Annotated in this window: 20 protein-coding genes; 10 read left to right on the top strand and 10 right to left on the bottom strand. The window is 63.1% G+C overall.

Features of this window, described 5'->3' with window-relative positions; genetic code table 11:
• Positions 1–37: 37 nt before the first annotated feature.
• From ACRRNM_RS12245 to ACRRNM_RS12270, 6 genes are all read left to right on the top strand, one after another.
• On the top strand, positions 38–784 hold the full coding sequence (locus tag ACRRNM_RS12245) for an S-methyl-5'-thioinosine phosphorylase (RefSeq protein WP_435628475.1): 747 nt from the start codon (positions 38–40) through the stop codon (positions 782–784).
• Positions 774–1,304 (top strand): peptide deformylase, encoded by a 531-nt coding sequence (gene def, locus ACRRNM_RS12250; protein ID WP_435628476.1) that lies wholly within the window; start codon positions 774–776, stop codon positions 1,302–1,304. Before ACRRNM_RS12245 ends, def begins: the two co-directional genes overlap by 11 nt.
• Before the next feature lie 199 nt (positions 1,305–1,503).
• Positions 1,504–4,347, top strand: coding sequence for an aconitate hydratase (locus ACRRNM_RS12255; RefSeq protein WP_435628477.1), 2,844 nt, complete (start codon positions 1,504–1,506; stop codon positions 4,345–4,347).
• A gap of 68 nt (positions 4,348–4,415) precedes the next feature.
• Positions 4,416–4,958 carry an REP-associated tyrosine transposase gene (locus tag ACRRNM_RS12260; RefSeq protein ID WP_435628478.1) on the top strand — a complete coding sequence of 181 codons (543 nt, stop codon included), beginning with the start codon at positions 4,416–4,418 and terminating at the stop codon, positions 4,956–4,958.
• Between the two features lie 112 nt (positions 4,959–5,070).
• On the top strand, positions 5,071–6,465 hold the full coding sequence (fumC, locus tag ACRRNM_RS12265) for a class II fumarate hydratase (RefSeq protein ID WP_435628479.1): 1,395 nt from the start codon (positions 5,071–5,073) through the stop codon (positions 6,463–6,465).
• On the top strand, positions 6,462–8,909 hold the full coding sequence (locus ACRRNM_RS12270) for a PAS domain S-box protein (RefSeq protein WP_435628480.1): 2,448 nt from the start codon (positions 6,462–6,464) through the stop codon (positions 8,907–8,909). The genes fumC and ACRRNM_RS12270 overlap by 4 nt, the downstream gene beginning before the upstream one ends.
• A gap of 57 nt (positions 8,910–8,966) precedes the next feature.
• Here the strand turns inward: ACRRNM_RS12270 and ACRRNM_RS12275 are convergent, their stop codons facing one another.
• The 7 genes from ACRRNM_RS12275 to trxB form a co-directional block, all read right to left on the bottom strand.
• Positions 8,967–10,319 carry an AsmA family protein gene (locus ACRRNM_RS12275; protein WP_435628481.1) on the bottom strand — a complete coding sequence of 451 codons (1,353 nt, stop codon included), beginning with the start codon at positions 10,317–10,319 and terminating at the stop codon, positions 8,967–8,969.
• Between the two features lie 60 nt (positions 10,320–10,379).
• Entirely contained in the window at positions 10,380–11,003 is a 624-nt protein-coding gene (locus tag ACRRNM_RS12280) for an ABC-type transport auxiliary lipoprotein family protein (RefSeq protein WP_435628482.1), read from the bottom strand.
• A gap of 18 nt (positions 11,004–11,021) precedes the next feature.
• Positions 11,022–11,858 (bottom strand): MlaD family protein, encoded by an 837-nt coding sequence (locus ACRRNM_RS12285; protein WP_435628483.1) that lies wholly within the window; start codon positions 11,856–11,858, stop codon positions 11,022–11,024.
• On the bottom strand, positions 11,843–12,631 hold the full coding sequence (locus tag ACRRNM_RS12290; protein WP_435628484.1) for an ABC transporter ATP-binding protein: 789 nt from the start codon (positions 12,629–12,631) through the stop codon (positions 11,843–11,845). Before ACRRNM_RS12290 ends, ACRRNM_RS12285 begins: the two co-directional genes overlap by 16 nt.
• Positions 12,628–13,788: an ABC transporter permease gene (locus ACRRNM_RS12295; protein WP_435628485.1), complete on the bottom strand. Its 1,161-nt coding sequence runs from the start codon at positions 13,786–13,788 to the stop codon at positions 12,628–12,630. Before ACRRNM_RS12295 ends, ACRRNM_RS12290 begins: the two co-directional genes overlap by 4 nt.
• A 132-nt stretch (positions 13,789–13,920) precedes the next feature.
• Entirely contained in the window at positions 13,921–14,457 is a 537-nt protein-coding gene (locus ACRRNM_RS12300) for a Smr/MutS family protein (protein ID WP_435628486.1), read from the bottom strand.
• 137 nt (positions 14,458–14,594) lie between these two features.
• Positions 14,595–15,557 carry a thioredoxin-disulfide reductase gene (gene trxB / locus ACRRNM_RS12305; protein WP_435628487.1) on the bottom strand — a complete coding sequence of 321 codons (963 nt, stop codon included), beginning with the start codon at positions 15,555–15,557 and terminating at the stop codon, positions 14,595–14,597.
• A gap of 84 nt (positions 15,558–15,641) precedes the next feature.
• Here trxB and mltB point away from each other — a divergent pair, with 84 nt between their 5' ends.
• The gene (gene mltB, locus ACRRNM_RS12310; RefSeq protein ID WP_435628488.1) at positions 15,642–16,613 is read left to right on the top strand and encodes a lytic murein transglycosylase B; all 972 of its coding nucleotides are present in this window, start codon (positions 15,642–15,644) and stop codon (positions 16,611–16,613) included.
• Between the two features lie 134 nt (positions 16,614–16,747).
• On the opposite strand, the gene ACRRNM_RS12315 is transcribed toward mltB, so the two are convergent.
• Positions 16,748–17,230 (bottom strand): C40 family peptidase, encoded by a 483-nt coding sequence (locus ACRRNM_RS12315; RefSeq protein ID WP_435628489.1) that lies wholly within the window; start codon positions 17,228–17,230, stop codon positions 16,748–16,750.
• A 50-nt stretch (positions 17,231–17,280) separates the two neighbouring features.
• On the opposite strand from ACRRNM_RS12315, the gene ACRRNM_RS12320 reads away from it, so the two are divergent.
• Complete coding sequence (locus ACRRNM_RS12320) at positions 17,281–18,138, top strand: secretin N-terminal domain-containing protein (protein ID WP_435628490.1); 858 nt, start codon at positions 17,281–17,283, stop codon at positions 18,136–18,138.
• Positions 18,139–18,287: 149 nt separating this feature from the next.
• Positions 18,288–19,451, top strand: a complete 1,164-nt coding sequence (locus tag ACRRNM_RS12325; RefSeq protein ID WP_435628491.1) for an NnrS family protein — start codon at positions 18,288–18,290, stop codon at positions 19,449–19,451.
• A gap of 50 nt (positions 19,452–19,501) precedes the next feature.
• Here the strand turns inward: ACRRNM_RS12325 and ACRRNM_RS12330 are convergent, their stop codons facing one another.
• The gene (locus tag ACRRNM_RS12330; RefSeq protein ID WP_435628492.1) at positions 19,502–20,002 is read right to left on the bottom strand and encodes an RcnB family protein; all 501 of its coding nucleotides are present in this window, start codon (positions 20,000–20,002) and stop codon (positions 19,502–19,504) included.
• Between the two features lie 269 nt (positions 20,003–20,271).
• Here ACRRNM_RS12330 and ACRRNM_RS12335 point away from each other — a divergent pair, with 269 nt between their 5' ends.
• On the top strand, positions 20,272–20,475 hold the full coding sequence (locus ACRRNM_RS12335; RefSeq protein ID WP_435628493.1) for a cold-shock protein: 204 nt from the start codon (positions 20,272–20,274) through the stop codon (positions 20,473–20,475).
• A 94-nt stretch (positions 20,476–20,569) separates the two neighbouring features.
• Here ACRRNM_RS12335 and ACRRNM_RS12340 read toward each other — a convergent pair whose 3' ends face one another.
• Positions 20,570–21,124 carry a hemerythrin domain-containing protein gene (locus tag ACRRNM_RS12340; protein ID WP_435628494.1) on the bottom strand — a complete coding sequence of 185 codons (555 nt, stop codon included), beginning with the start codon at positions 21,122–21,124 and terminating at the stop codon, positions 20,570–20,572.
• Between the last annotated feature and the right edge of the window lies 1 nt (position 21,125).

A 21,125-nucleotide genomic window follows, 5' to 3' on the forward strand; every position in this document is an offset into this window, starting at 1 on the left:
CTATCAAATCGCGCAGTAGATTTTTGGAGGTTTTCTAATGTTGGCAATCATTGGCGGTCGCGGCCTCACCGAACTCGCGAGCCTGAAAATCACCCACCGTCAGGTTATGCGCACGCCCTACGGCGAGCCTTCCGGCGCGTTCCTGTTCGGCATACTGAACGAGCACGAGGTGATCTTCCTCGCGCGCCACGGCTATGGCCACACCATCCCGCCGCACCTCGTGAACTATCGCGCCAATTTGTGGGCGCTGCGCGAGCAGGGCGTAACCAACGTCATCTCGGTTGCGACGGTGGGCGGCATCCGCGCCGACCTTGCGCCGGGCACCATCGCCGTGCCGGACCAGATCATCGACTACACCCACGGGCGCGATGCCACCTTCTACGATACGCGCGACCAGAACTACGCCAACGCGAATTTCACCCTGCCCTATTGCCCGGAATTGCGCGGCCGCATCCTGCGCGGCGCGGCCATGGTGCAGCAACCCTGCGTGGACGGCGGCGTGTATGCCGCGACGCAGGGGCCGCGCCTCGACAGCATCGCGGAGATCAACCGCTACGAGCGCGACGGCGCGGACATGGTCGGCATGACCGGCATGCCGGAGACCGCGCTGGCGATGGAGCTGGAACTGAATTACGCCATCATCGCCGTGGCCGTGAATTATGCTGCGGGGCGCGGCGACAACCTGCGTGGCGTCAACATGGAGCAGGTCAACGCCACCGCCGGCGCGGCGATGGAGCGGGTGCGCAGCATCCTCGAATGCGTGGTGACATGCAATGGCGATTAGGCCGGTGCTGCGCATGGGCGACGCGCGTCTCTTGAGGCGCGCCGAGCCGGTCCAGAACTTCGGCGAAGAGATGCGCGCCCTGCTGCAGGACATGCGCGACACCATGCAGGCACAGAACGGTGTGGGGCTGGCCGCGCCGCAGATCGGCGTGAACCTGCGCGTGGTGATCTTCGGCGTAGAGAAGAGTTCGCGCTACCCCGAGGCGGAGGCGGTGCCGGAAACCGTGCTCATCAACCCGTCCATCATGGTGCTGGATGAAGCCATCGAGGAAGCATGGGAAGGCTGCCTGAGCCTGCCCGGCCTGCGCGGGCTCGTGCCGCGCTTCCGGGACATCCGCTACAAGGGGTATGATGAACAGGGGGCGCCGGTTGAAAGAACGGCGAGCGGATTCCATGCGCGCGTCATGCAGCACGAGTGCGATCATCTGGATGGGATTCTCTATCCGATGCGCATCCGCGATCTCGGCAAATTCGGCTTCACTGAAGAACTGTTTCCAGGACAGGCATTGCAGGACGAGTAACGAGGTGCCGAGGAGCCCCAGTTAGGGAACCTCTGAATAAGTCCGTTCGCCCTGAGCTTGTCGAAGGGCATGTGAGTTACACATTAATTGATAGTTGCCTCCGTTCATGGTTCGACAAGCTCACCACGAACGGAGGATTTATTCAGAAGTTCCTTAGGTATTTTGTAGTCACGCATTCCACCAACACGGAGGTTCTGTCATGACACACAACCTGTTCAACACCTGCCAGTCCTTCACCCTCGCCAACGGCGAACAGGGCAGGCTGTATTCGCTGCCCGCGCTCGAAGTCGCCAACGTCGGAAAAATCTCGCGCCTGCCGGTGTCGATCCGTATCGTGCTGGAATCGGTGCTGCGCAACTGCGACGGCAAAAAGGTCACCGAGGCGCATGTGCGCGAGCTCGCGAACTGGCAGCCGAACGCGCCGCGCAGCGCGGAAATTCCGTTCGTCGTGGCGCGCATCGTGCTTCAGGATTTTACGGGAGTCCCGCTGCTCGTCGATCTCGCCGCGATGCGCGATGCCGCCGCGAAGCTGGGCAAGGATCCGAAGGTCATCGAGCCGCTGGTGCCGGTTGACCTCGTGGTGGATCACTCGGTGCAGGTGGACTACTACAACCGCCCCGATGCGCTGCGCCTCAACATGGAGATGGAATTCGAGCGTAACGGCGAGCGTTACAAGTTCATGAAGTGGGGCATGCAGGCGTTCGACACCTTCAAGGTCGTGCCGCCCGGCGTCGGCATCGTGCACCAGGTCAACCTCGAATATCTCGCGCGCGGCGTGCAGCACCGGGACGGCGTCTATTACCCCGACACGCTGGTTGGCACCGATTCCCACACCACCATGATCAACGGTATCGGCGTGGTCGGCTGGGGCGTGGGCGGCATCGAGGCGGAGGCCGGCATGCTCGGCCAGCCGGTGTATTTCCTCACGCCCGACGTAGTCGGCGTGCACCTCAAGGGCAGGCTGCGCGAGGGCGTCACCGCGACCGACCTCGTGCTGACCGTCACCGAGCTGCTGCGCAAACAGAAAGTGGTCGGCAAGTTCGTCGAGTTTTTCGGCGCAGGCACGGCGGCGCTCTCCGTGCCGGACCGCGCGACCATCGCCAACATGGCACCCGAGTACGGCGCGACCATGGGCTTCTTCCCGGTGGACGATGTCACAGTGGACTACCTGCGCTACACCGGCCGCACGGGTGAGGAGGTTGAGGCCTTTGCCTCTTACTTCAGGGCGCAGAACCTTTACGGCGTCCCGCAGGAGGGCGAGATCGACTATAGCGGCGTCGTGGAGCTCGACCTCGCGAGCGTCGAGCCGTCGCTCGCCGGGCCGAAGCGGCCGCAGGACCGCGTCGCGCTGTCGAAGATGAAGGAGACCTTCAATGCGCTGTTCAGCAAACCGGTCGCGGAGAGCGGCTTCAACAAGCCCGCTGCCGAGCTCGGCAAGCGCTACGCCACCGGCCTGCCTGAGCGCAGGGCAGGTGTCTGTACCCCGATTGCCGGCGGCGGCCTGCAGGAGGCGGGCAAGGTGCGCAGCGGCAGCGAACTGGAGATGCTCGACGACCACCCCAACCCCGCGCTGCGCTGCGAGACCACGGAGGAGATGCTGACCGAGGTACAGATCGGCCACGGCGACGTGCTGATCGCCGCGATCACCTCCTGCACCAACACCTCCAACCCGAGCGTGCTGCTCGCGGCGGGCCTGCTCGCGAAGAAGGCCGTGGCGAAAGGCCTGCATGTCGCGCCGCACATCAAGACCTCGCTCGCTCCCGGATCGCGCGTCGTGACCGAGTACCTGAGCCGGGCGGGTCTGCTGGAGCCCCTGGCGCAACTCGGCTTCAGCCTCGCGGCCTATGGCTGCACCACCTGCATCGGCAACTCCGGTCCGCTGGACGCGAAGCTCGAAGAGGTCATCGCTGCCAACGACCTGATAGCGGCGGCGGTGCTGTCCGGCAACCGCAACTTCGAGGCGCGCGTGCACGCCAGCATCAAGGCCAACTTCCTTGCCTCGCCGCCGTTGGTGGTGGCCTACGCGATCGCGGGCCGCGCGAACATCGATCTCGACCGCGAACCGCTCAGCACCGGCAAAAATGGTGAGGCGGTATACCTGAAGGACATCTGGCCGAACAGCGCCGAGGTGCAGACGCTGATGAAGCATGCCGCCGATCCGGTCGCCTACCGCAGGCTGTACAGCGACCTGACCCGCGACCTGCCGCTGTGGAACGCGATCCCCGCGCCCGCCGGAAACCAGTACCGCTGGGACGAATCGACCTACATCGCGTGCCCGCCGTTCTTCGAGCAATTCACCATGCATCCCGGCGGCATCACGGAAATCCGCAACGCCAGGGCGCTCGCGATCTTCGGCGACTCGGTCACGACCGACCACATCAGCCCGGCAGGCAGCTTCAAGCCAACCACCCCGGCGGGCCAGTACCTGCAAGGCAAGGGCGTCGCGGCGAAGGACTTCAACAGCTACGGCGCGCGGCGTGGCAACCACGAGGTGATGATGCGCGGCACTTTCGCCAATGTGCGCATCAATAACCTGATGCTGCCGCCGAAGGCCGACGGCAGCCGCGTCGAGGGCGGCCACACGCTGTACTACGGCGAGCAGATGGCGATCTACGATGCGGCGATGAAATATATCGCGGACGGCACGCCGACGCTGATCTTCGCGGGCGAGGAATACGGTACCGGATCGAGCCGCGACTGGGCGGCCAAGGGCACGCAACTGCTCGGCGTGAAGGCGGTCATCGCGAAATCCTACGAGCGCATCCACCGCAGCAACCTGGTTGGCATGGGCGTGCTGCCGTTGCAGTTCAAGGGCGACGCCAGTGTCGCCGCACTCGATCTCAAGGGCGACGAAACCTTCGACCTCGGCGGCATCGACGAGAACACGAGACCGCAGCAGGACGTGATGCTCACCATCATGCGCAACGACGGCACGACGCAGCAGGTGCCGCTGCTGCTGCGCATCGACACGCCGATCGAGGTGGATTACTACCGGCACGGCGGCATCCTGCCGTATGTGCTGCGCGAACTGGTGTCGAAATAGAGACAGTAAACATGTAGGGTGGGCACGTTTTTGTGCCCACGCGGTTCCGTTATTCAGGACAAACAACCATGTCACGTTACCGCCGTGCAACGGCTGCAGGCGCAAGCTATTTTTTCACGGCGGTCGCTTACCGGCGGCAGCCGATCCTGTGCGACGAAGCGATTCGCGATGCATTGCGCACTGCGATTGAAACGGTGCGGATAAAGCGCCCTTTCGCCATCGATGCATGGGTATTGCTGCCAGACCATTTGCATTGCGTGTGGACATTGCCCGAGGGCGATGCCGATTTTTCGACCCGTTGGATGATAATAAAGCGGGCGGTTTCTTTGGTATGCAGAGAAGATTATCGCCGCGCGGACTGGGTGACTGCTTCAAAGCTCAGACACCGCGAATCGACGATCTGGCAACGGCGATTCTGGGAGCATCAAATTCGCGATGATGATGATTTTGCCCGCCATGTCGATTACATTCACTTCAACCCGGTCAGACACGGGCATGCGAAACAGGTAGCCGATTGGCCTTATTCGACATTCCACCGCTATGTGAGTGACGGGGTATATGCGCATGACTGGGCGGGCGAGGTGGATTGCGTGGTGCCGGGATATGATTGACGCTGTCCGCGTGGGCACAGAGTGCCCACCCTACCCTTTGCCTGTACCAAAATAACAATGTAGGGTGGGCATGTTTTTATGCCCACGCGGATTTTTCCCATAGGAGGAAATCATGGCCACCAGAACCGAGCACGATTCCTTCGGCGGCATCGAAGTGCCCGCCGAGCGCCTCTGGGGCGCGCAGACGCAGCGCTCGCTGCGGTACTTCCACATCTCGACCGAGCGCATGCCGCAGGAGCTTATCCTCGCGCTCGCCGCGGTGAAGCGCGCCTGCGCGCTGGTCAATCGCGACCTCGGGCTGCTGGGCGAGGAGAAGACGACCGCCATCGTGCAGGCGGCCGACGAGGTGCTCGCGGGCAAGTATGACCAGGAGTTTCCGCTGTCGGTATGGCAGACCGGCTCGGGCACGCAGTGCAACATGAACATGAACGAGGTGCTCGCCAACCGCGCCTCTGAGTTGCTCGGCGGCACGCGCGGCGCGGGCCGCCTCGTGCATCCCAATGATGAAATCAATCTCGGCCAGTCGTCCAACGATATCTTCCCCACCGCTATGCATGTCGCGGCGGCCAGCGGCATCATCCGCCGGCTGCTTCCGGCGCTGCGCACGCTGCGCACGACGCTGGAGAAAAAATCCGCCGCATTCGGCGACATCGTCAAGATCGGCCGCACCCATCTGCAGGATGCGACACCGCTGACGCTGGGGCAGGAGTTCTCCGGTTATGCGGCGCAACTGCAGCACGCGGAAGCGGCGATCCTCGAAGGGATGACGCCGCTATGCCAGCTGGCCGCCGGCGGCACCGCGGTCGGCACCGGGCTCAACACCCATGCCGAATTCGGCACGCGCGTCGCCACCGAACTGGTGCGCGGCATCGGCCTGCCGTTCCGGAGCGCGCCCAACAAGTTTGCCGCGCTCGCCGCGCACGACGAACTGGTTGCGGCGCACGGTGCGCTCAAGACGCTCGCCGTCGCGCTGATGAAGATCGCCAACGACGTGCGCTGGCTCGCTTCCGGCCCGCGCTCCGGCCTGGGCGAGATCAGCATCCCGGAGAACGAACCGGGCAGCTCGATCATGCCGGGCAAGGTGAACCCGACGCAGTGCGAGGCGCTGACCATGCTGTGCTGCCAGGTGTTGGGCAACGATGTCGCGATCAGCATCGGCGGCGCGTCGGGCAATTTCGAGCTGAATGTATACAAGCCGCTCATAGCGCACAACTTCCTGCAGAGCGTGCGCCTGCTAGCCGACGGCATGCTGAGCTTCGAGGAGCATTGCGTGCGCGGCATCGAGGCCAACGAGGTGCGCATTGCGGAACTACTGGAACGCTCGCTGATGCTGGTGACCGCGCTGGCCCCGCATATCGGCTACGACCGCGCCGCCGAGATCGCCAAACGCGCGCATCGCGATGGTACCTCGCTGAAGCAGGCGGCGCTGGCCTTGGGTTATGTCACTGAAGCCGACTTCGACCGCTGGGTACGTCCGGCGGATATGGTGCATCCCCAAAAAGCATGAGCGGCTGGATTTTCATTCTGATCGCACTGACGCCCGGAATGATGCTGGCCGCGTATGTCGTCGGGCGCAAACGAGTGGAAGCCGCACTGCAGGCGAACGAGGCGCGCTTGCGGGAAATCATCGACATGATTCCGGTGGCGCTGTTCACCAAGGATTCCGCCAGCAGGATTATCTTGATGAACCGCGCCTGTGAAGAGCTATGGGGCATGTCTTTTTCCGAGGTGCAGGGCACCGATGCCAGCCGGTTCTTTCCTCCTGACCAGATGGCGCTTTTCCTCGCAAAGGACCGGGAGGTGTTTGCCAACGGGCATCTGGTCGACTTCGAGGAAATTGCGTGGAGGACCGCGCTGAAGGAGAACCGGGTCATGCATACCCGCAAGAAACCGGTCTTCGATGAGGCGGGCAAGCCGCTATACCTGATCGGGGTGTCTACCGACATCACCGAACGCAAACGGGCGGAAGAGATGATGAGGCGCCACAAGCTGGTCATCGAAACGGCGATGGACGGTTTCTGGATGGTCGATATGGCGGGCAACTTGCGGGGAGCCAACGAGGCCTATGCGAAAATGACCGGCTATACGGTGGACGAGTTGCTGACGATGCATATCAGCCAGCTCGATGTCGGGGAAAAATCCGCAGAAGAGGTTGCTGCGCATGGCAAGAAAATCATCGCGCAGGGCTTCGATCAATTCGAAGCGCGGCACCGCCGCAAGGACGGCCAGGAGATCGATGTCGAGATTTTCGCCAGATTCATGCCGGAAACGCAGACGTTTTTCGCTTTCCTGCGCGACATCACCGAACGCAAACGGGTGGAGCGCGAACTGCGCGAGCTGAACGAGCAACTGGAGGAGCGGGTGGCGCAGCGCACCCTGGAGTTGACGCAGGCCAAGCAGCTGGCCGAATCGGCCAATCGCACCAAGGGCGAGTTTCTTGCCAACATGAGCCACGAGATACGCACGCCGATGAACAGTATCCTCGGGATGGCGAATCTGGCGCTGAATAACGAGGCCGATCCGAAGAGCCGCGAATACCTCGAAAAAATACGGCTGTCCGGTGAGCATCTGCTCGGCATCATCGACGACATTCTCGATTTTTCCAGGCTGGATGCGGGGAAGCTGAAGATCGATGCCGTCGATTTTGATCTGCCCCGTGTGCTGGAGAACATCAACAACCTGGTTGCGGGAAAGGTTGCAGCAAAGGAACTGGAGCTCGTTTTCGATACCGATGACGGCCTGTGTATCAACCTGCGCGGCGATCCGCTGCGGCTCGCTCAGATAGTGGCCAATTATGTCGACAATGCCGTCAAGTTCACCGAAAAAGGCCGGGTCGTCATTCGCACCCGGAAAATCGAGGAGGATGAGACGAGTTGCCTGTTGCGATTCGAGGTGCAGGATAGCGGCATCGGCATGAGCGAGGCGGAGCAAGCCAGATTGTTCCAGCCATTCCAGCAGGTCGATGCTTCCGCCACGCGCCGCTACGGGGGCACCGGCCTTGGCCTGGCTATCTGCAAGCAATTGGCCGGCATGATGCAGGACGGGGAAGTGGGGGTGGAGAGCGCGACAGGGCAGGGCAGCACCTTCTGGTTCAGCGTGCGGCTCGGCAAGACCGGGCAGCCTTGCCGCGCGGGGGGCGAAAACAAGGTGCGCGTGCCGCCGGCCATTTCCGGCGCGCGCGTTCTCCTGGTGGAAAACAACCTCTTCAACCAGCAGGTGGCAAGGGAATTCCTGGTAAACGCCGGAGCCACCGTCTGCGTCGCCCAAAACGGCAAGGAAGCGCTCGACCTTTTGCAGAAGGAAAATTTTGATTGCGTGCTGATGGACCTGCAGATGCCCGTTCTGGACGGCCTTGAGACGACCCGGCTGATCCGCGCCAACCCCGTTTTCGCGAGAATGCCGGTGATTGCCATGACCGCGAGCGTATCGGAGAGGGATCGCGAGCGCTGTCTGGCCGCCGGCATGAACGACTTCATCAGCAAGCCATTCAAGCCCGGCTTGTTCTATGCCGTGATCGCCGGATGCCTTTCGGGGCAGGCGTCAGATTCCGCCATGCAGGCCTCAGCGGCGGTCAAGGCGTCAGGGACAGGCGATCCCGGCGTCATCGACTTCCAGGTGCTGGCAGAATTGACGGGCGGCAGCAAGCTGAAAATGCGTGAGTTCGCCTTCAAATTCATGGCCTCAGTCCGTCGGGACATGGCGGCGGTCGAAGCGGCGCTGGAACGCAAGGATTTTGCAGCTTTGGGTGCGCTGGGGCATCACATCGGGGCGCCGGCCAGGATGGCGGGCGCGACTGGGTTTGCCGACCTGTGCCGGGTGCTGGAGCAGGATTGCAGGAAGGGCGGGAGCATGGAGCATATCCGGGGTATTGTCAGTCAGATGCGCTCGTCGCTGGAGCATGTCGATGAGCAGATAAACAAGGAGTTCCCGCTATCCCCCGATAATCGTTGACAGTGATTTTTGGTTTTTGCCCTTGGTGTGAGAGCACGATTTTGAAAGCAGACCTGCCTATTTTTTCGGTGTTTCCTCTTTCTTCTTGCCGAACAGACCCTCGACCCAGCCCCCGACCTTTGCGCCCATCGAGGTGCCGAATCCCGGGCCCAGGATGGCCGTGCCGACCGCCGCACCCGCCATGGTTGCGCCGGTGGGGTAGAGCAGCGGGCTGTCGAGCGTTCCCGCGACGTTGAGCGGCACGGTGGCGCTGGTGCCCAGCGCCTTGACCTGGGCGTTGATGCGTCCCGACAGTTCCTTCTTCGGGGAAATATCCACGTCGCCGTCGACGGCCAGCGAGCCCGAGGTGATCCTGAGTTGGGTGAAGCGGTAGCCGCCGTGCTCCATGACGAGATGTCCGGATAGTTGCTCGAAGCGGGTTTCTCCGCCGCTTGCTCCCTGTCTGGCCGGATTGCTCGCGGCTTTCTGGATATCCACTCCATAGAGCACGCCGTTCTGGACGTTGAAAAGCGATTCCAGCCGCAAGGCATCCATGAGCCAGTCCGCGGATGCCGCCGACGCGGAGAAGACCGGTTTGGCAGTGAGCTTGCCGCTGACATGGGTGCCGGGCGACAGCATCGAGGCGATTTGCTTCAACTCGAGATGGCCGATGTCGAGACTGCCGTCGAGCCGCAGCCTTTTCTGCCAGTTGATGGTCAGTTTGCCCGCCGCCGTGCCGCCATAGAGCCTGGCGCTCATCTTGTCCAGGCTGATGTCGTTGGGTGTCGCTACTCCATTGATGATCAATTCGTCGAATACGAGCGGCGGCCCGGCCGGCAGCGTCCACGATTTTGCGCTGGCATCAATCAGGTATTTTGAATTCTCGGGTTTGATGGTTGCCTTGAGCTTGCCGTCCCGCGTGGTGATCGATGCGTCCTCCGGCTCTCCCTTGCTGTCGAGGCTTACGCGCGCGTCAAACGGGCCGAAGTTTGCCTTGCCGAACTTGAGCAGGGCGTTGCTGAGGCGGATGTTCTCGACCCGCGCCGGCGGCGGCTCCGGCGGTTTCGCGGTATCCGGCTCGGTCCAGGCCGCAATCTTGCCGATCCCCTCCGGCGTCAGCGCCAGCGAATCGATCTCGATGTCCTTGATGATCTTGGTCGGCTGCAGCAGCGAGAAAAGATCGGGGGTGACCGTCACCCTGCCGAGTCTGATGTCGCCGCTCGTGCCGAGCGTGATGCCGTCGACCGTGACATGCGGCAACGGCAGAGCGGCCAAGCGGATGCTTTTTATCGACACCGGCTCCTTGAGTTGGGCCGAGGCCTCTTTTTCGATCTGCGGGATGTAGTTGTCGAGCGGGATGAGAAACGGCAAGGCCACCGCGACTGCAAGCAGCAGCACGAGTGCGAGCAGGATGCGCTTGAGCCATTTCATGCCGTACTCCTTCCTCAACTTTCATTCTGGGTGTCGCGGGAGGCGGGTGGGGACGCGCAGTCAGGGCGGTGGTGCGTGTCCGGCGCTGAAGGCAACAAGCCTCGCGAGCAGGCGTTCCAGCGCGCGGTTGGCGGCGCGCACGCCGCCATAGGCATCCTCGCTCTCAGCGTTCTCGGTTTCGTCGAACTCAGCGCTGGCGATGATCCGCCGCGTGCCGGTGTCTATCAGTTGCGCGCTAAGCGTGATCTGCACGCGGCTCGGTTTTATGCTGAAATCCTGCTGCAGCCGGATAAGCTCCGTGTCGAGGCGCAGCGCGGCCGAAACCGGGGAAGGCGTTTGCACTACTGCATGGAACGCCCCGGAGCGCTCCAGCGCCTGGACAAGCAGCGGCGCGAGCATGCGCGTGGGTGTATCCGCCCAGCGGTTGCGCGAGTACACCTCGAGTTTGTGCGGCTGGCGCACCCAGACCATCTGCGCAGTGTCGAATCCCGGACGTGCGTGCGGCATGCTGACCGCGAGCACGAGATCGCGCTTCGGAGCCGATGCCGGGGAGGATGTCGGGGACGCCTCAAGCAGGTAGAGGTTGTCCGGCGGGGGCGGAGGCGGCAGCGCCGAGCAGCCGCCGAGCAGCGCAAGGGCTGATGCGGCCGGGGCAAGTATGCGCATGAGACGGTTCGGTGTCATTGCGTTTCCCTCATGATGTCATTCGCCCGGCCCGGGCGGCACGGCCGGCCGCCCCTGCAGCAGCATGCCGGGGTTGCGCTCCAGCGCCTCGCTGAAGCGGCGCAGCGAGGCGGTGAGTTCGCGCAGTTCGGCAATCGCCTGACGCGCCTCGGGCAGGGCTTCGGCGCGCATGCTCTCGACGGTGCTCGCGGTGCTCGATCCGGCGCGCGCGGTTTCGCCGGCCATCCGGTCGAAGGCATCGGCGCTACGCTGGAGGCGCTTGATGAGCTGCGGCAGTTCGGCATTCGCGAGCGTGCCTGATAGACGTTCCAGGTTTGCCAGCGTGTTGCGCAGCGCGGCGCGATTTTTTTCGTCCAGCAGCGCGTTGATGCTCTCGCTGCTGCGGTTGAGGTTGGTGAGCAGTGCGGTGACTGCGCTGTCCAGGCGCAGCATCAGCGACGGCCCGGTGCGGATCACCGGGTATTTTTCGCCGGGGGCGGCTTTCAGCGGAGGTGCGTCGCGGCTTTCGCCGGAAAGCTCGACATGGGCGATGCCGGTCAGCCCCTGCACCCGCAGCACCGCCACCGTGTTCTGCTTTACCGGTGTGCCGCGTTCGATGTCCAGGGTGAGCTGCACCTGCTCGGCATTGCCCGGCGCGAGCGCGATGCGGCGTACGCCGCCGACCTGCACACCGCGATAGCGCACCGGGGCGTCGAGGTTCAGGCCGGCCACCGATTCGCTCATGTAGACCAGGTAGGTATCGTAGGCCTTGCGGTAGGACTTGCCGCTGGAAAGCCACAGGATACCGCCGATCAGCAGCGCGCCGAGTATCAGCACGAAGGCCCCGATCACCGCGAAATTTACTTTCGATTCCATGCCTGCTCCCGTGCGCCGCGGCCGCGTGGGCCGTAGAAATATTCCCGTATCACCGGATGCTCCAATTGCGCGAGCTCCTGCATCGTGCCGATGCCCAGGATGCTTCCCTCATCCAGCACTGCGACGCGGTCTGCGGCGCGCCACAGCAGGTCGAGGTCGTGAGTGACCATCATGATGGTGATTCCGAGCGCATCGCGCAAGTGGCGTACCAGTTCGTCGATACCGGCTGCGCTCAGGGGATCGAGGCCGGCGGTCGGCTCGTCGAGGAAGAGCAGCTCCGGATCCAGTGCGAGTGCGCGCGCCAGCGCCGCACGCTTGCGCATGCCGCCGGAGAGTTCGCTCGGGTACTTTGCGCCGGCGTCGGCCGGCAGGCCGGTGAGGGCAATCTTGAGGGCAGCGATCTCGTCTATCAGTGCCGCGCCGATGTGGGTGTGCTCCCTGAGCACCATGGCGACGTTCTCTGTCACGGTGAGCGAGCTGAACAGCGCGCCACGTTCGAACATCATGCCGAAGCGGCGCCTGAGCGGCAGCGCCTCTTCGTCGGAGAGCCCGATCACTTCCTGGCCGAACACCCGGATTGAGCCGGATACCGGCGGCTGCAGCAGGATGATCTCGCGCAGCATGGTCGATTTGCCGCAGCCGCTGCCGCCGACCAATGCGAAGATCTCGCCGCGGTGCACCGAGAGGCTCACGTCGCGGTGCACCACCGCGGCGCCGAAGCGGGTGTTCAGGCCGCGGACTTCGATGACGTTGTCAGGGGCGGCGGTGCTCACAGTTTCAGCCAGCTGAAAACGATGGAAAACAGCGCGTCGGCCAGGATCACCAGGAAGATCGACTGCACCACGCTGGTCGTGGTCTGGCGCCCGACGCTCTCGGCGCTGCCGCTGACCTGGAATCCCTGGTAGCAGCCTACCAGCGCTATGATCACCGCGAACACCGGAGCCTTGCCGATGCCGATGAGAAATGAAGTCAGGCTGACTGCATCGTCGAACCTGTTTATGAAGGTGGTGAAACCGACATCGAGCTGCGCGCGCGCCATGACCATGCCGCCGAGCACGCCCATGATGTCGGTGTAGAGGGTGAGCAGTGGCAGCGCAATCACCAGCGCAATCACCTTGGGCAGCACCAGCAGGTCGAGCGGCCCGATGCCGATGGTGCGCAGCGCATCGACCTCCTCGGTTACCTTCATGGTGCCGATCTGCGCCGCGTAGGCCGAGCCGGAGCGGCCGGCGATGATGATGGCGGTGATCAGCGGCGAGAGCTCGCGCAGCATCGACAGGCCGACCAGGTCGGCGATGTAGATATTCGCGCCGACGCGCCTCAGTTGTTCCGCACCCTGGTAGGCGATGACGATGCCGAGCAGGAAGGAGAGCAGGCCGGTGATCGGCAGCGCTCCGACGCCGGCGGTTTGCAGGTTGTACAGGATGGGCCGCCAGCGGATGCGCCGCGGCTGCATCAGGGCGCGCATCAGCGCGGTTGCGCTGGCGCCGAGGAAGGACATCAGCCCGAGTGCGCCCAGCAGGCCTTCCCATGCGCTGCGGCCGAGATGCGTGAACATGCCGGGTGCGGGCGGCGGTGCGGAGAGGGGGGCTGTAGTGCGCGCGGAGATCAGGCGGAGCAGTGCCTCGAATTCCGGCCGCAGGCCGGTGAAGCGCACGGTGTGCCCGCTGGTTTCCAGCTCGCGCCGGATGCGGTGCAGCAGCCATGCGCCCGAGGTGTCCATCGCGGTGATGGCTTGCGCATTGATGAGCAGTTCGCCTTCGAGCGGCTGCGCGATTGCTTTCAGGCATGCCTCGATCCGGGCCTCGGTCTGCGCCGCCGAGCGCAACAGCCATGCGCCCTCGCAGCGCAGTTCGCGCGGCGTCGCGCCGGGGCGGATATCCGCGGCGGCCTGCGTCAGGGTGTGGCGTGGCGTGATCGATACGTTCATCTGTCCTTTCGGCCGACATCGTATTGAGCAGCGGGGCTGCGATGCGGGACAAGCAGATGGCTCCGTATCGCCTGCCGGATGCTATGACGCCCCGTGGGGGCTGTCAAATGAGTGCGAGGGAGGCCGCTTGTATCATTCGGCAGCGACAACCTTCAGCAATACCAGCGCCGCTCCGCTGCCGCCGTATCCGGGAGCCGCGTCGCAAAAGGCCAGCACGTCCGGGCGCTGCACCAGCCAGTGGCGCGCGAGCCTGCGCAGCACGGCTTCGCCGCCCGGACTGTTCATGCCCTTGCCGTGGATCACCAGCACGCAGCGCAGACCCCGCTGCGCCGCCTCATGCAGGAATTCCTGCAGCAGCCGGCGCGCAGCATCCGTGGTGTTGCCGTGCAGGTCGAGGCTGTCCTGCACCGGCCAGTGGCTACGCCGCAGTTTGCGCAGGGCCATGCGCGACAGGCCGTTGCGCAGGAATTCGCCCGGCGCGTCTCCGGCGGCGAAGTCGGACAGCGTGTCGGGGATTTCAGGCGGCGGGGCGGAAGCGCGCAGCAAGGGTCTGCGCGGCGGTTTGTGCGGCTCGATGCGGTTCTGTTCGGGCAGCGGCTGCACTTCGCCGACTGCCGCGCGGAACAGCGCGGCGTCTTCGGTTTCGATCTTGTCAGCGGGTTTCTTCAAAAAAGCGCCTCACCACGAAGATCACGAAGAACACGAAGAACACGAAGAACACGAAGAACACGAAGAACACGAAGGTTTACTGGATGTTGATTCGGATTTTTCTTCGTGGCCTTCGTGGTGAGCAGTGGTTTCAAGATTCAGATTTTTCCCAGCGAAGCGAGGTATTTGTCTGCATCCAGCGCCGCCATGCAGCCGGTCGCCGCACTGGTGCAGGCTTGGCGGTAGATCTGGTCCTGCACGTCGCCCGCCGCGAACACGCCGGAGATGCTGGTCGCCGTGGCGTTGCCCTGCTGGCCGCCGCGCGTGCGGATGTAGCCGTTGTCCATCTCCAGCTGTCCGGCGAAGATGTCGGTATTCGGCTTGTGGCCGATGGCGATGAACACGCCCTTGAGCGCGATGTCCTGTTTTTCGCCGCTGTGCACATGCCTGATGCGCATGCCGGTCACGCCGGAGGCGTCGCCGAGCACTTCGTCGAGCACTTGGTGCAGCTGCAGCACGATCTTGCCTTCCTTCACTTTTTCCATGAGGTGGTCGATCATGATGCGCTCGGCGCGGAAGGTGTCGCGGCGGTGCACCAGCGTCACGCGGCTCGCGATGTTTGCGAGGTACAGCGCCTCTTCCACCGCGGTGTTGCCGCCGCCGATCACCGCGACCTCCTGGCCGCGGTAGAAGAAGCCGTCGCAGGTCGCGCAGCCGGAGACGCCGCGTCCCATGAAGGCTTCCTCGGAAGGCAGGCCGAGATATTGCGCCGAGGCGCCGGTGCAGATGATCAGCGCGTCGCAGGTGTAGCTGCCCGCATCGCCGGTCAGCAGGAATGGCTTCTGCTGCAGCTTGGCGGTGTGGATGTGGTCGAAGATGATCTGGGTGTTGAAGCGCTCCGCGTGTTTCTGGAAGCGCGCCATCAGTTCCGGTCCCTGCACGCCGTCCGGGTCGGCCGGCCAGTTGTCCACCTCGGTGGTGGTCATCAGCTGGCCGCCCTGCGCCAGCCCGGTGATCAGCACCGGCTTGAGGTTGGCGCGCGCGGCGTACACGGCGGCGGTATATCCGGCGGGGCCGGAGCCGAGGATGATGAGGGGGTGGTGCTGGACGAGTGAATTCATGATGCCGCTTTCATTTCGTGGTTATTGTGGATGGGTGAAATTTAGCAGTGGCGGGCCGGGCTGTCGAGTTAAAATGCGCGCATCATGCGCCTCGCTTTATCCCTGCTGCTGTTGTGCTCTTTCGCCGCCCCATTCGCCAGACTTTCGGCGGCCGCCGAACTTCCCGGTATTCCCCAGTTCATCGACGAGATGGTCGCCAGACACCAGTTCCGGCGCGACGAACTGGAGAATGTGTTTGCCCGTGCGCAGCACAACCCCGCGGTGATCGAGGCAATCTCCCGTCCCGCGACCATCAAGCCCTGGCCGGAATACCGCGCGGCCTTCGTGAACCCGAAGCGCATCCGGCTCGGGCTGGAGTTCTGGGACAAATACCGCCAGACCCTGCGCCGCGCCGAGAAGAAATACGGCGTGCCGCAGGAGATCATCGTCGCGGTGATCGGCGTGGAGACCCTCTACGGGCAGAATGCGGGACGCTTCCTGGTGCTGGATGCGCTGACCACGCTGGCGTTCGACTATCCGCGCCGCGCGGATTTTTTTCGCGGCGAGCTGGAGAACTACCTGCTGCTCGCGCGCGAGCAGGAGTTCGACCTGCTGGCGATCCGCGGTTCCTATGCCGGAGCGATGGGTATCCCGCAGTTCATGCCGGGGAGCTACCGCAACTATGCGGTGGATTTCAACGGCAACCACAAGATTGACCTGCTGCGCGAGGACAGTGATGCGATCGGCAGCGTGGCCAACTATCTGAAAGGCTACGGCTGGATAAAGGGCGAGCCGGTCGCGGTGCGCGCGCGGGTCGGCGAAGAAAACTGCCTCGGCGAGATCAGGACGCCGCGCAGCCTCGCCGAATGGGTGACGGCGGGAGTGGCGCCGGCCGAAGGCTTCGCGCCGGACAAATCTGCGCGCCTGGTCGATTTTACGGTGGTGGGGGGCAAGGAGTTCTGGCTGGCGTTCAACAACTTCGAGGTCATCACGCGCTACAACAACAGCGATTTTTACGCGATGTCGGTGTTCCAGCTGGCCGAGGAAATCAGGGCGGCGCGCAAAAAGCCGCCTTAAAAATTGCTGCGGAGGGCATCTGCGGCGTTGCGCGGTACTCGCAATCCTCATGTACTTTTGTGTACATTCCGGTTGCTGCGTTCCGTGCGCCTTGCACCCTTCCCTCCTCGCGAATTTTTAAGACAGCTTTTAGGCTAGTCTGAAGAAGTGACCCGCCGTGCGCCGTTGTAGCGGTCGCGCCAGTATTTCTCGCGCATGCTCGTCACCATGATGGCCTTGCCGCTGCTCGGGGAATGCACGAAGCGCTCCTCGCCGACATAGATGCCGACATGCGAGAACGGCCGCTGGCGCGTGTTGAAGAACACCAGGTCGCCGGGAAGCAGCCGGCCGGCATCCGGCGGCTCCCCGATGCGGCCCATCTCCGCGCTGGTGCGCGGCAGCCTGATGCCCAGCGTGTTCAGGTAGACATGCTGCACGAAGCCGCTGCAGTCGAAGCCGCCGTCGCCGGAGCTGCCGTCGCCGGAGCTGCCGCCGTAGCGGTAGGGCGTATCGGCCAGGCTCAGCGCATAGAGCGCGACATCGTTCATGTGTACGGTGCGGTCCGGTTCCGGTGGGCGGCTGGAGGTGGCGCAGGCGCCGAGCAGCAGGGCGAGCAGGGTAAGGCAGAGGCGTTGCATGGTGTAAAATTTACGGCAAAGCGGCATGGTTTGCAAAGAAAATTATTCATATGAAAAACACACTCGTGGCTCTTGCATTGTTGCTGTGCTCCGCGCCCGCCTGGGCGGCGCTGGAGGTCATCGAGCTCCGGCATCGCAGCGTCGAGGAGGTGCTGCCCGTTGTCCGGCCGCTGCTCGGCGAGGATGAGGCTGCCAGCGGCATGAACTACCGGCTCATCCTGCGTGCCTCGCCGCGCAGCATCGAGCAGATCAGGAAAGTGCTGGAAAAAATCGATGTTGCGCCGCGCCGCCTCAAGATCACCGTGATGCAGAACGTGGACAGCGAGACCGTCGCGCGGCTGACCGAGGTGTCAGGCAGTGTCGGGGTTGGGCGCGACGCGCGGGTTACCGTGCCGGGCAGCGGCGACAGCAGCGGGCTGAATGTCGAGCTCGGGCGGGGGCAGGACAGGCTGAAGGCCAGGGTGGATTCCACCCGCTCGATCGAGGACGAGCGCAACACCCAGCGGCTGCAGGTGCTGGAAGGCAGCCGCGCGCTGGTGCGCAGCGGGCAGTCCGTTCCGGTCCCGCAGCGCCAGGTGATCCAGGATCGCTGGGGCACGCGGGTGATCGACAGCACGCAATACCAGGAAGCGGGCAGCGGTTTCTACGTGCTGCCGCGCGTTCAGGGTGACCGCGTAACGCTGGAGATCAGCGCGCAGAACGACGCGTTCGTGCCGGGCAGCGGCGACCAGCCGGCCATACGCGTCCAGCAGACCTCCAGCACCGTCTCCGGCCGCTTGGGTGAATGGCTTGAAGTGGGCGGAGTGGGACAGCAGAAGAGCGGAAACGACACGACCATCTCTACGCGCGATGTCTCCAAAACGCAGGAGCGGCGCAGCATCCTGATTCGGGTGGAAGAGGCCGAGTAGCGGCTACGGTTTAAGGTGTAAAAATGTTTGGGTTCAGCAATAAAGGAAAATCGAATGTTTCATGTTTCAGGGTTTGAATGTCAGTCATGCGGCTTGATGCCGCTCATCGATTCCACAAGATACGCGCAAGCGAACAGCAGGAGGACGGTATGAAGCTATCCGCACATCCGCTCTGGCTGGCGGGCTTCCGCCCGTTTTTTGCCTTGACCTGCCTGGCCGGACTGAGCCTGCCGGTCCTGTGGGCGCTGTTCTTTTCCGGCGCCGTCGCCGCTCCGGCGACCTCGTTCTCCACGGTGCAGTGGCATGCGCACGAGATGTTTTTCGGCTTCGGCTGGGCGGTGCTCGGCGGCTTCCTGCTGACCTCGACCAAGAACTGGGTGAAGGTGCGCGGCTACCACGGCAATGCGCTGATGTTCCTGGCCGCCGCGTGGCTTTTCGAGCGCATCGGCATGTGGTTCGAGGGCAGCTGGCCGCCGTTCCTGTTTCGGTTTTCCAATAACCTGTTCCTCGGGGCTATCGTGGCGATGGTGCTGTGGACGCTGATCCGCCACCGCAAGGACGACGCCTACCCCGGCGGCAATCTTTTTTTCCTGGTGATCCTTCCGCTTTTCCTCGTGGCGAAGAACCTGATGCTCAGCGCCGAATACGCGCCGATCGGCTGGAGCATGGCGCTGGGGCTGTTCCGGCTGGCCTTCCTGGTGATGCTGGAGCGGACGCTGGCGCAGTTCATGAAGGGCGTGTTCAATGTGGCGATCCTGCAGAAACCCGCGCTCGACAACCCGATCAAGCTGATCGGGCTGCTGCTGGTCTTCGAGAGCCTGATGCCGGCATTGCTCTCCGGCTGGCTGTCATTGCTGCTCGCGCTGCTGCTGCTAGTGCGCTTCGTTTTCTGGAAGCCGCAGCAGGCGATGCGGCGGCTCGACATCGGCATCATGTACCTGGGCTATCTCGCCATCGTCGCGCAGCTGCTGATCGAATTCTCCAGGCATGCGCTTCATGCCGGGCTGACCTCGTCGGTATCCATGCATGTGTTCACCTTCGGCGTGATGGGGCTGATCGTTCCGGGGATGATCGTCAGGATATCGAAGGGGCATACCGGCCGGAAGGTGGTATTCGATGCGCTCGACAAGCTGTGCCTGTGGATCATGATGCTGGCCTTCGCGCTGCGCCTGGTCGCGCCGCAGGTACACCCGGCTGCTTACGCGCACTGGATCCAGCTCGCGGCGGCGTGCTGGTTCGCCTGCTTCGCGCTGCTCGGCTGGCGCTACATCCCCATGCTCATGCAACCGCGCATCGATGGCAAGGAACACTAGAGCCTGAGGGGCAGGACCGCGTCAAGCGCGGGGTCCTGCCGAATCAATTCCTAGAACTGCTTACCGATATCCTCGATGGCATCCACCACCATGCTGGTGCCTATGGCAACCAGCAGGATGTCTGAAGCGACCCGCACATAGCGATGCCCGCTGGGTGGAGTAGGCAGGCGAGTTAGCAGGTCATGCGGCAGGTCGTAGCGCCTCAGGTCCGCCGGCAAAGGTTGCCCCATTGCCCATTTCTTGGCCTGGCCGGGCGGCAGGCAGCCGTTCTTCTTCTTGGCCAGTCCAGGCGGGCACTTGCCGGCGCGGAATTTTGCGCCGTAGTAGTCATTGACGATGCGGCGGTTTTCATCGTCGAAATGGGGTTTCCCCGATTCGCGGCGGCTGGCGTCCTTGCGATCCGCGGCGGGCTTTTCACTCTTTTTCTCAGGCTTGTTTCCTTGGTCGCCCTCGACCCAGGAAGGCCGGTCTGCGGCTGCCGGTGTGGCGGCAAACAGGGCAATCAGGGTAACGGCGCAAAGGCAGGCGGGAAGTTTGGAATGATGGCTCATGATGCATCTCCTGTTCTCGGTTTAGGATAGCGACGGGGTCCACTTACCTGAAATTTGGCGACTGCGGAGCCACTCTAGCGCATTCCCCTTGATGCAACAACGGGAGGGACTAGGCCGAAATATCTAGGTATTTCGGCATATATGATTTCCGGAATATTTTATGTATGGTGCAAGCCAGTTGTATTCACTGGCCGGTTCCAGGTTGGTGTATGCCCCGGCGCTGCATCGGATTTGCAGTGGTTTTGTTTCTCAAGCAAGGAGTCAGTCACATGGTAACGGGTACGGTCAAATGGTTTAACGATGCAAAGGGCTTTGGTTTTATCACTCCCGATAATGGCGGCGATGATCTGTTCGCGCATTTCTCCGCGATCAATATGAACGGTTTCAAGACCCTGAAAGAAGGCCAGAAAGTCAGCTTTGAAGTGGTGCAAGGCCCCAAGGGCAAACAGGCTTCAAATATCCAGGCAGCTTAACGGTCGCCTTTGATGGCGAAAACCGGCGCTCGGCGGAGTTGCCGGGCAGGCGGTTTTTGCTCGTTTTTTCTGCTGACTAGCCAGCGGGCCTGGGTCAGGCAGCCGGCGACGAGGGAAACTTCGCGCCGCGCCGTTCCGCCATATTTTTCCCCAACTCCATGATTTGTTGCGGGCTGAGCAGGCGTGCGGAAAGCGGCAGCAACTCCGTCTCTTCGAGGTGGATATGGCGGGTATAGCTGCCGGACAGCCTTTCGATCATCGCTTCGGAAATGGGTGTATTTACCCCTTCGGCAATCTTCACCAATGCCGCGCGCATTTCGCTCCAGGCCGAAAACATGACCACATGCTGCGCGAGCAGGCGGTCGACCAGCGTTTCGACCTCCTCCTTGTTCGGGACATCCAGGGCGACCAGCATGGGAAACAGGTTTTCCTCTTCGTCCTGATGATGGAACTGTCCGGCGGTGTCGAAGTAGCGCAGGATGGCTTGTGCAGCCTGCTGCGCTTGCTGGTCGCAGCCGTGCTTGGGCAGGTGGGCGGCCAGCTTGTGCAGGGTATCGAGTTGCCGCTTGATCTTGCCATGGCAGGCATGCAGCATTTCCAGCGGGTTGTCGAAGGTGGGTGCGGCTTCCTGGGATGCGAACGGGATCATC

Origin of the sequence: Ferrigenium straubiae, from assembly GCF_051257895.1 — a bacterium.
Classification (GTDB): domain Bacteria; phylum Pseudomonadota; class Gammaproteobacteria; order Burkholderiales; family Gallionellaceae; genus Gallionella; species Gallionella straubiae.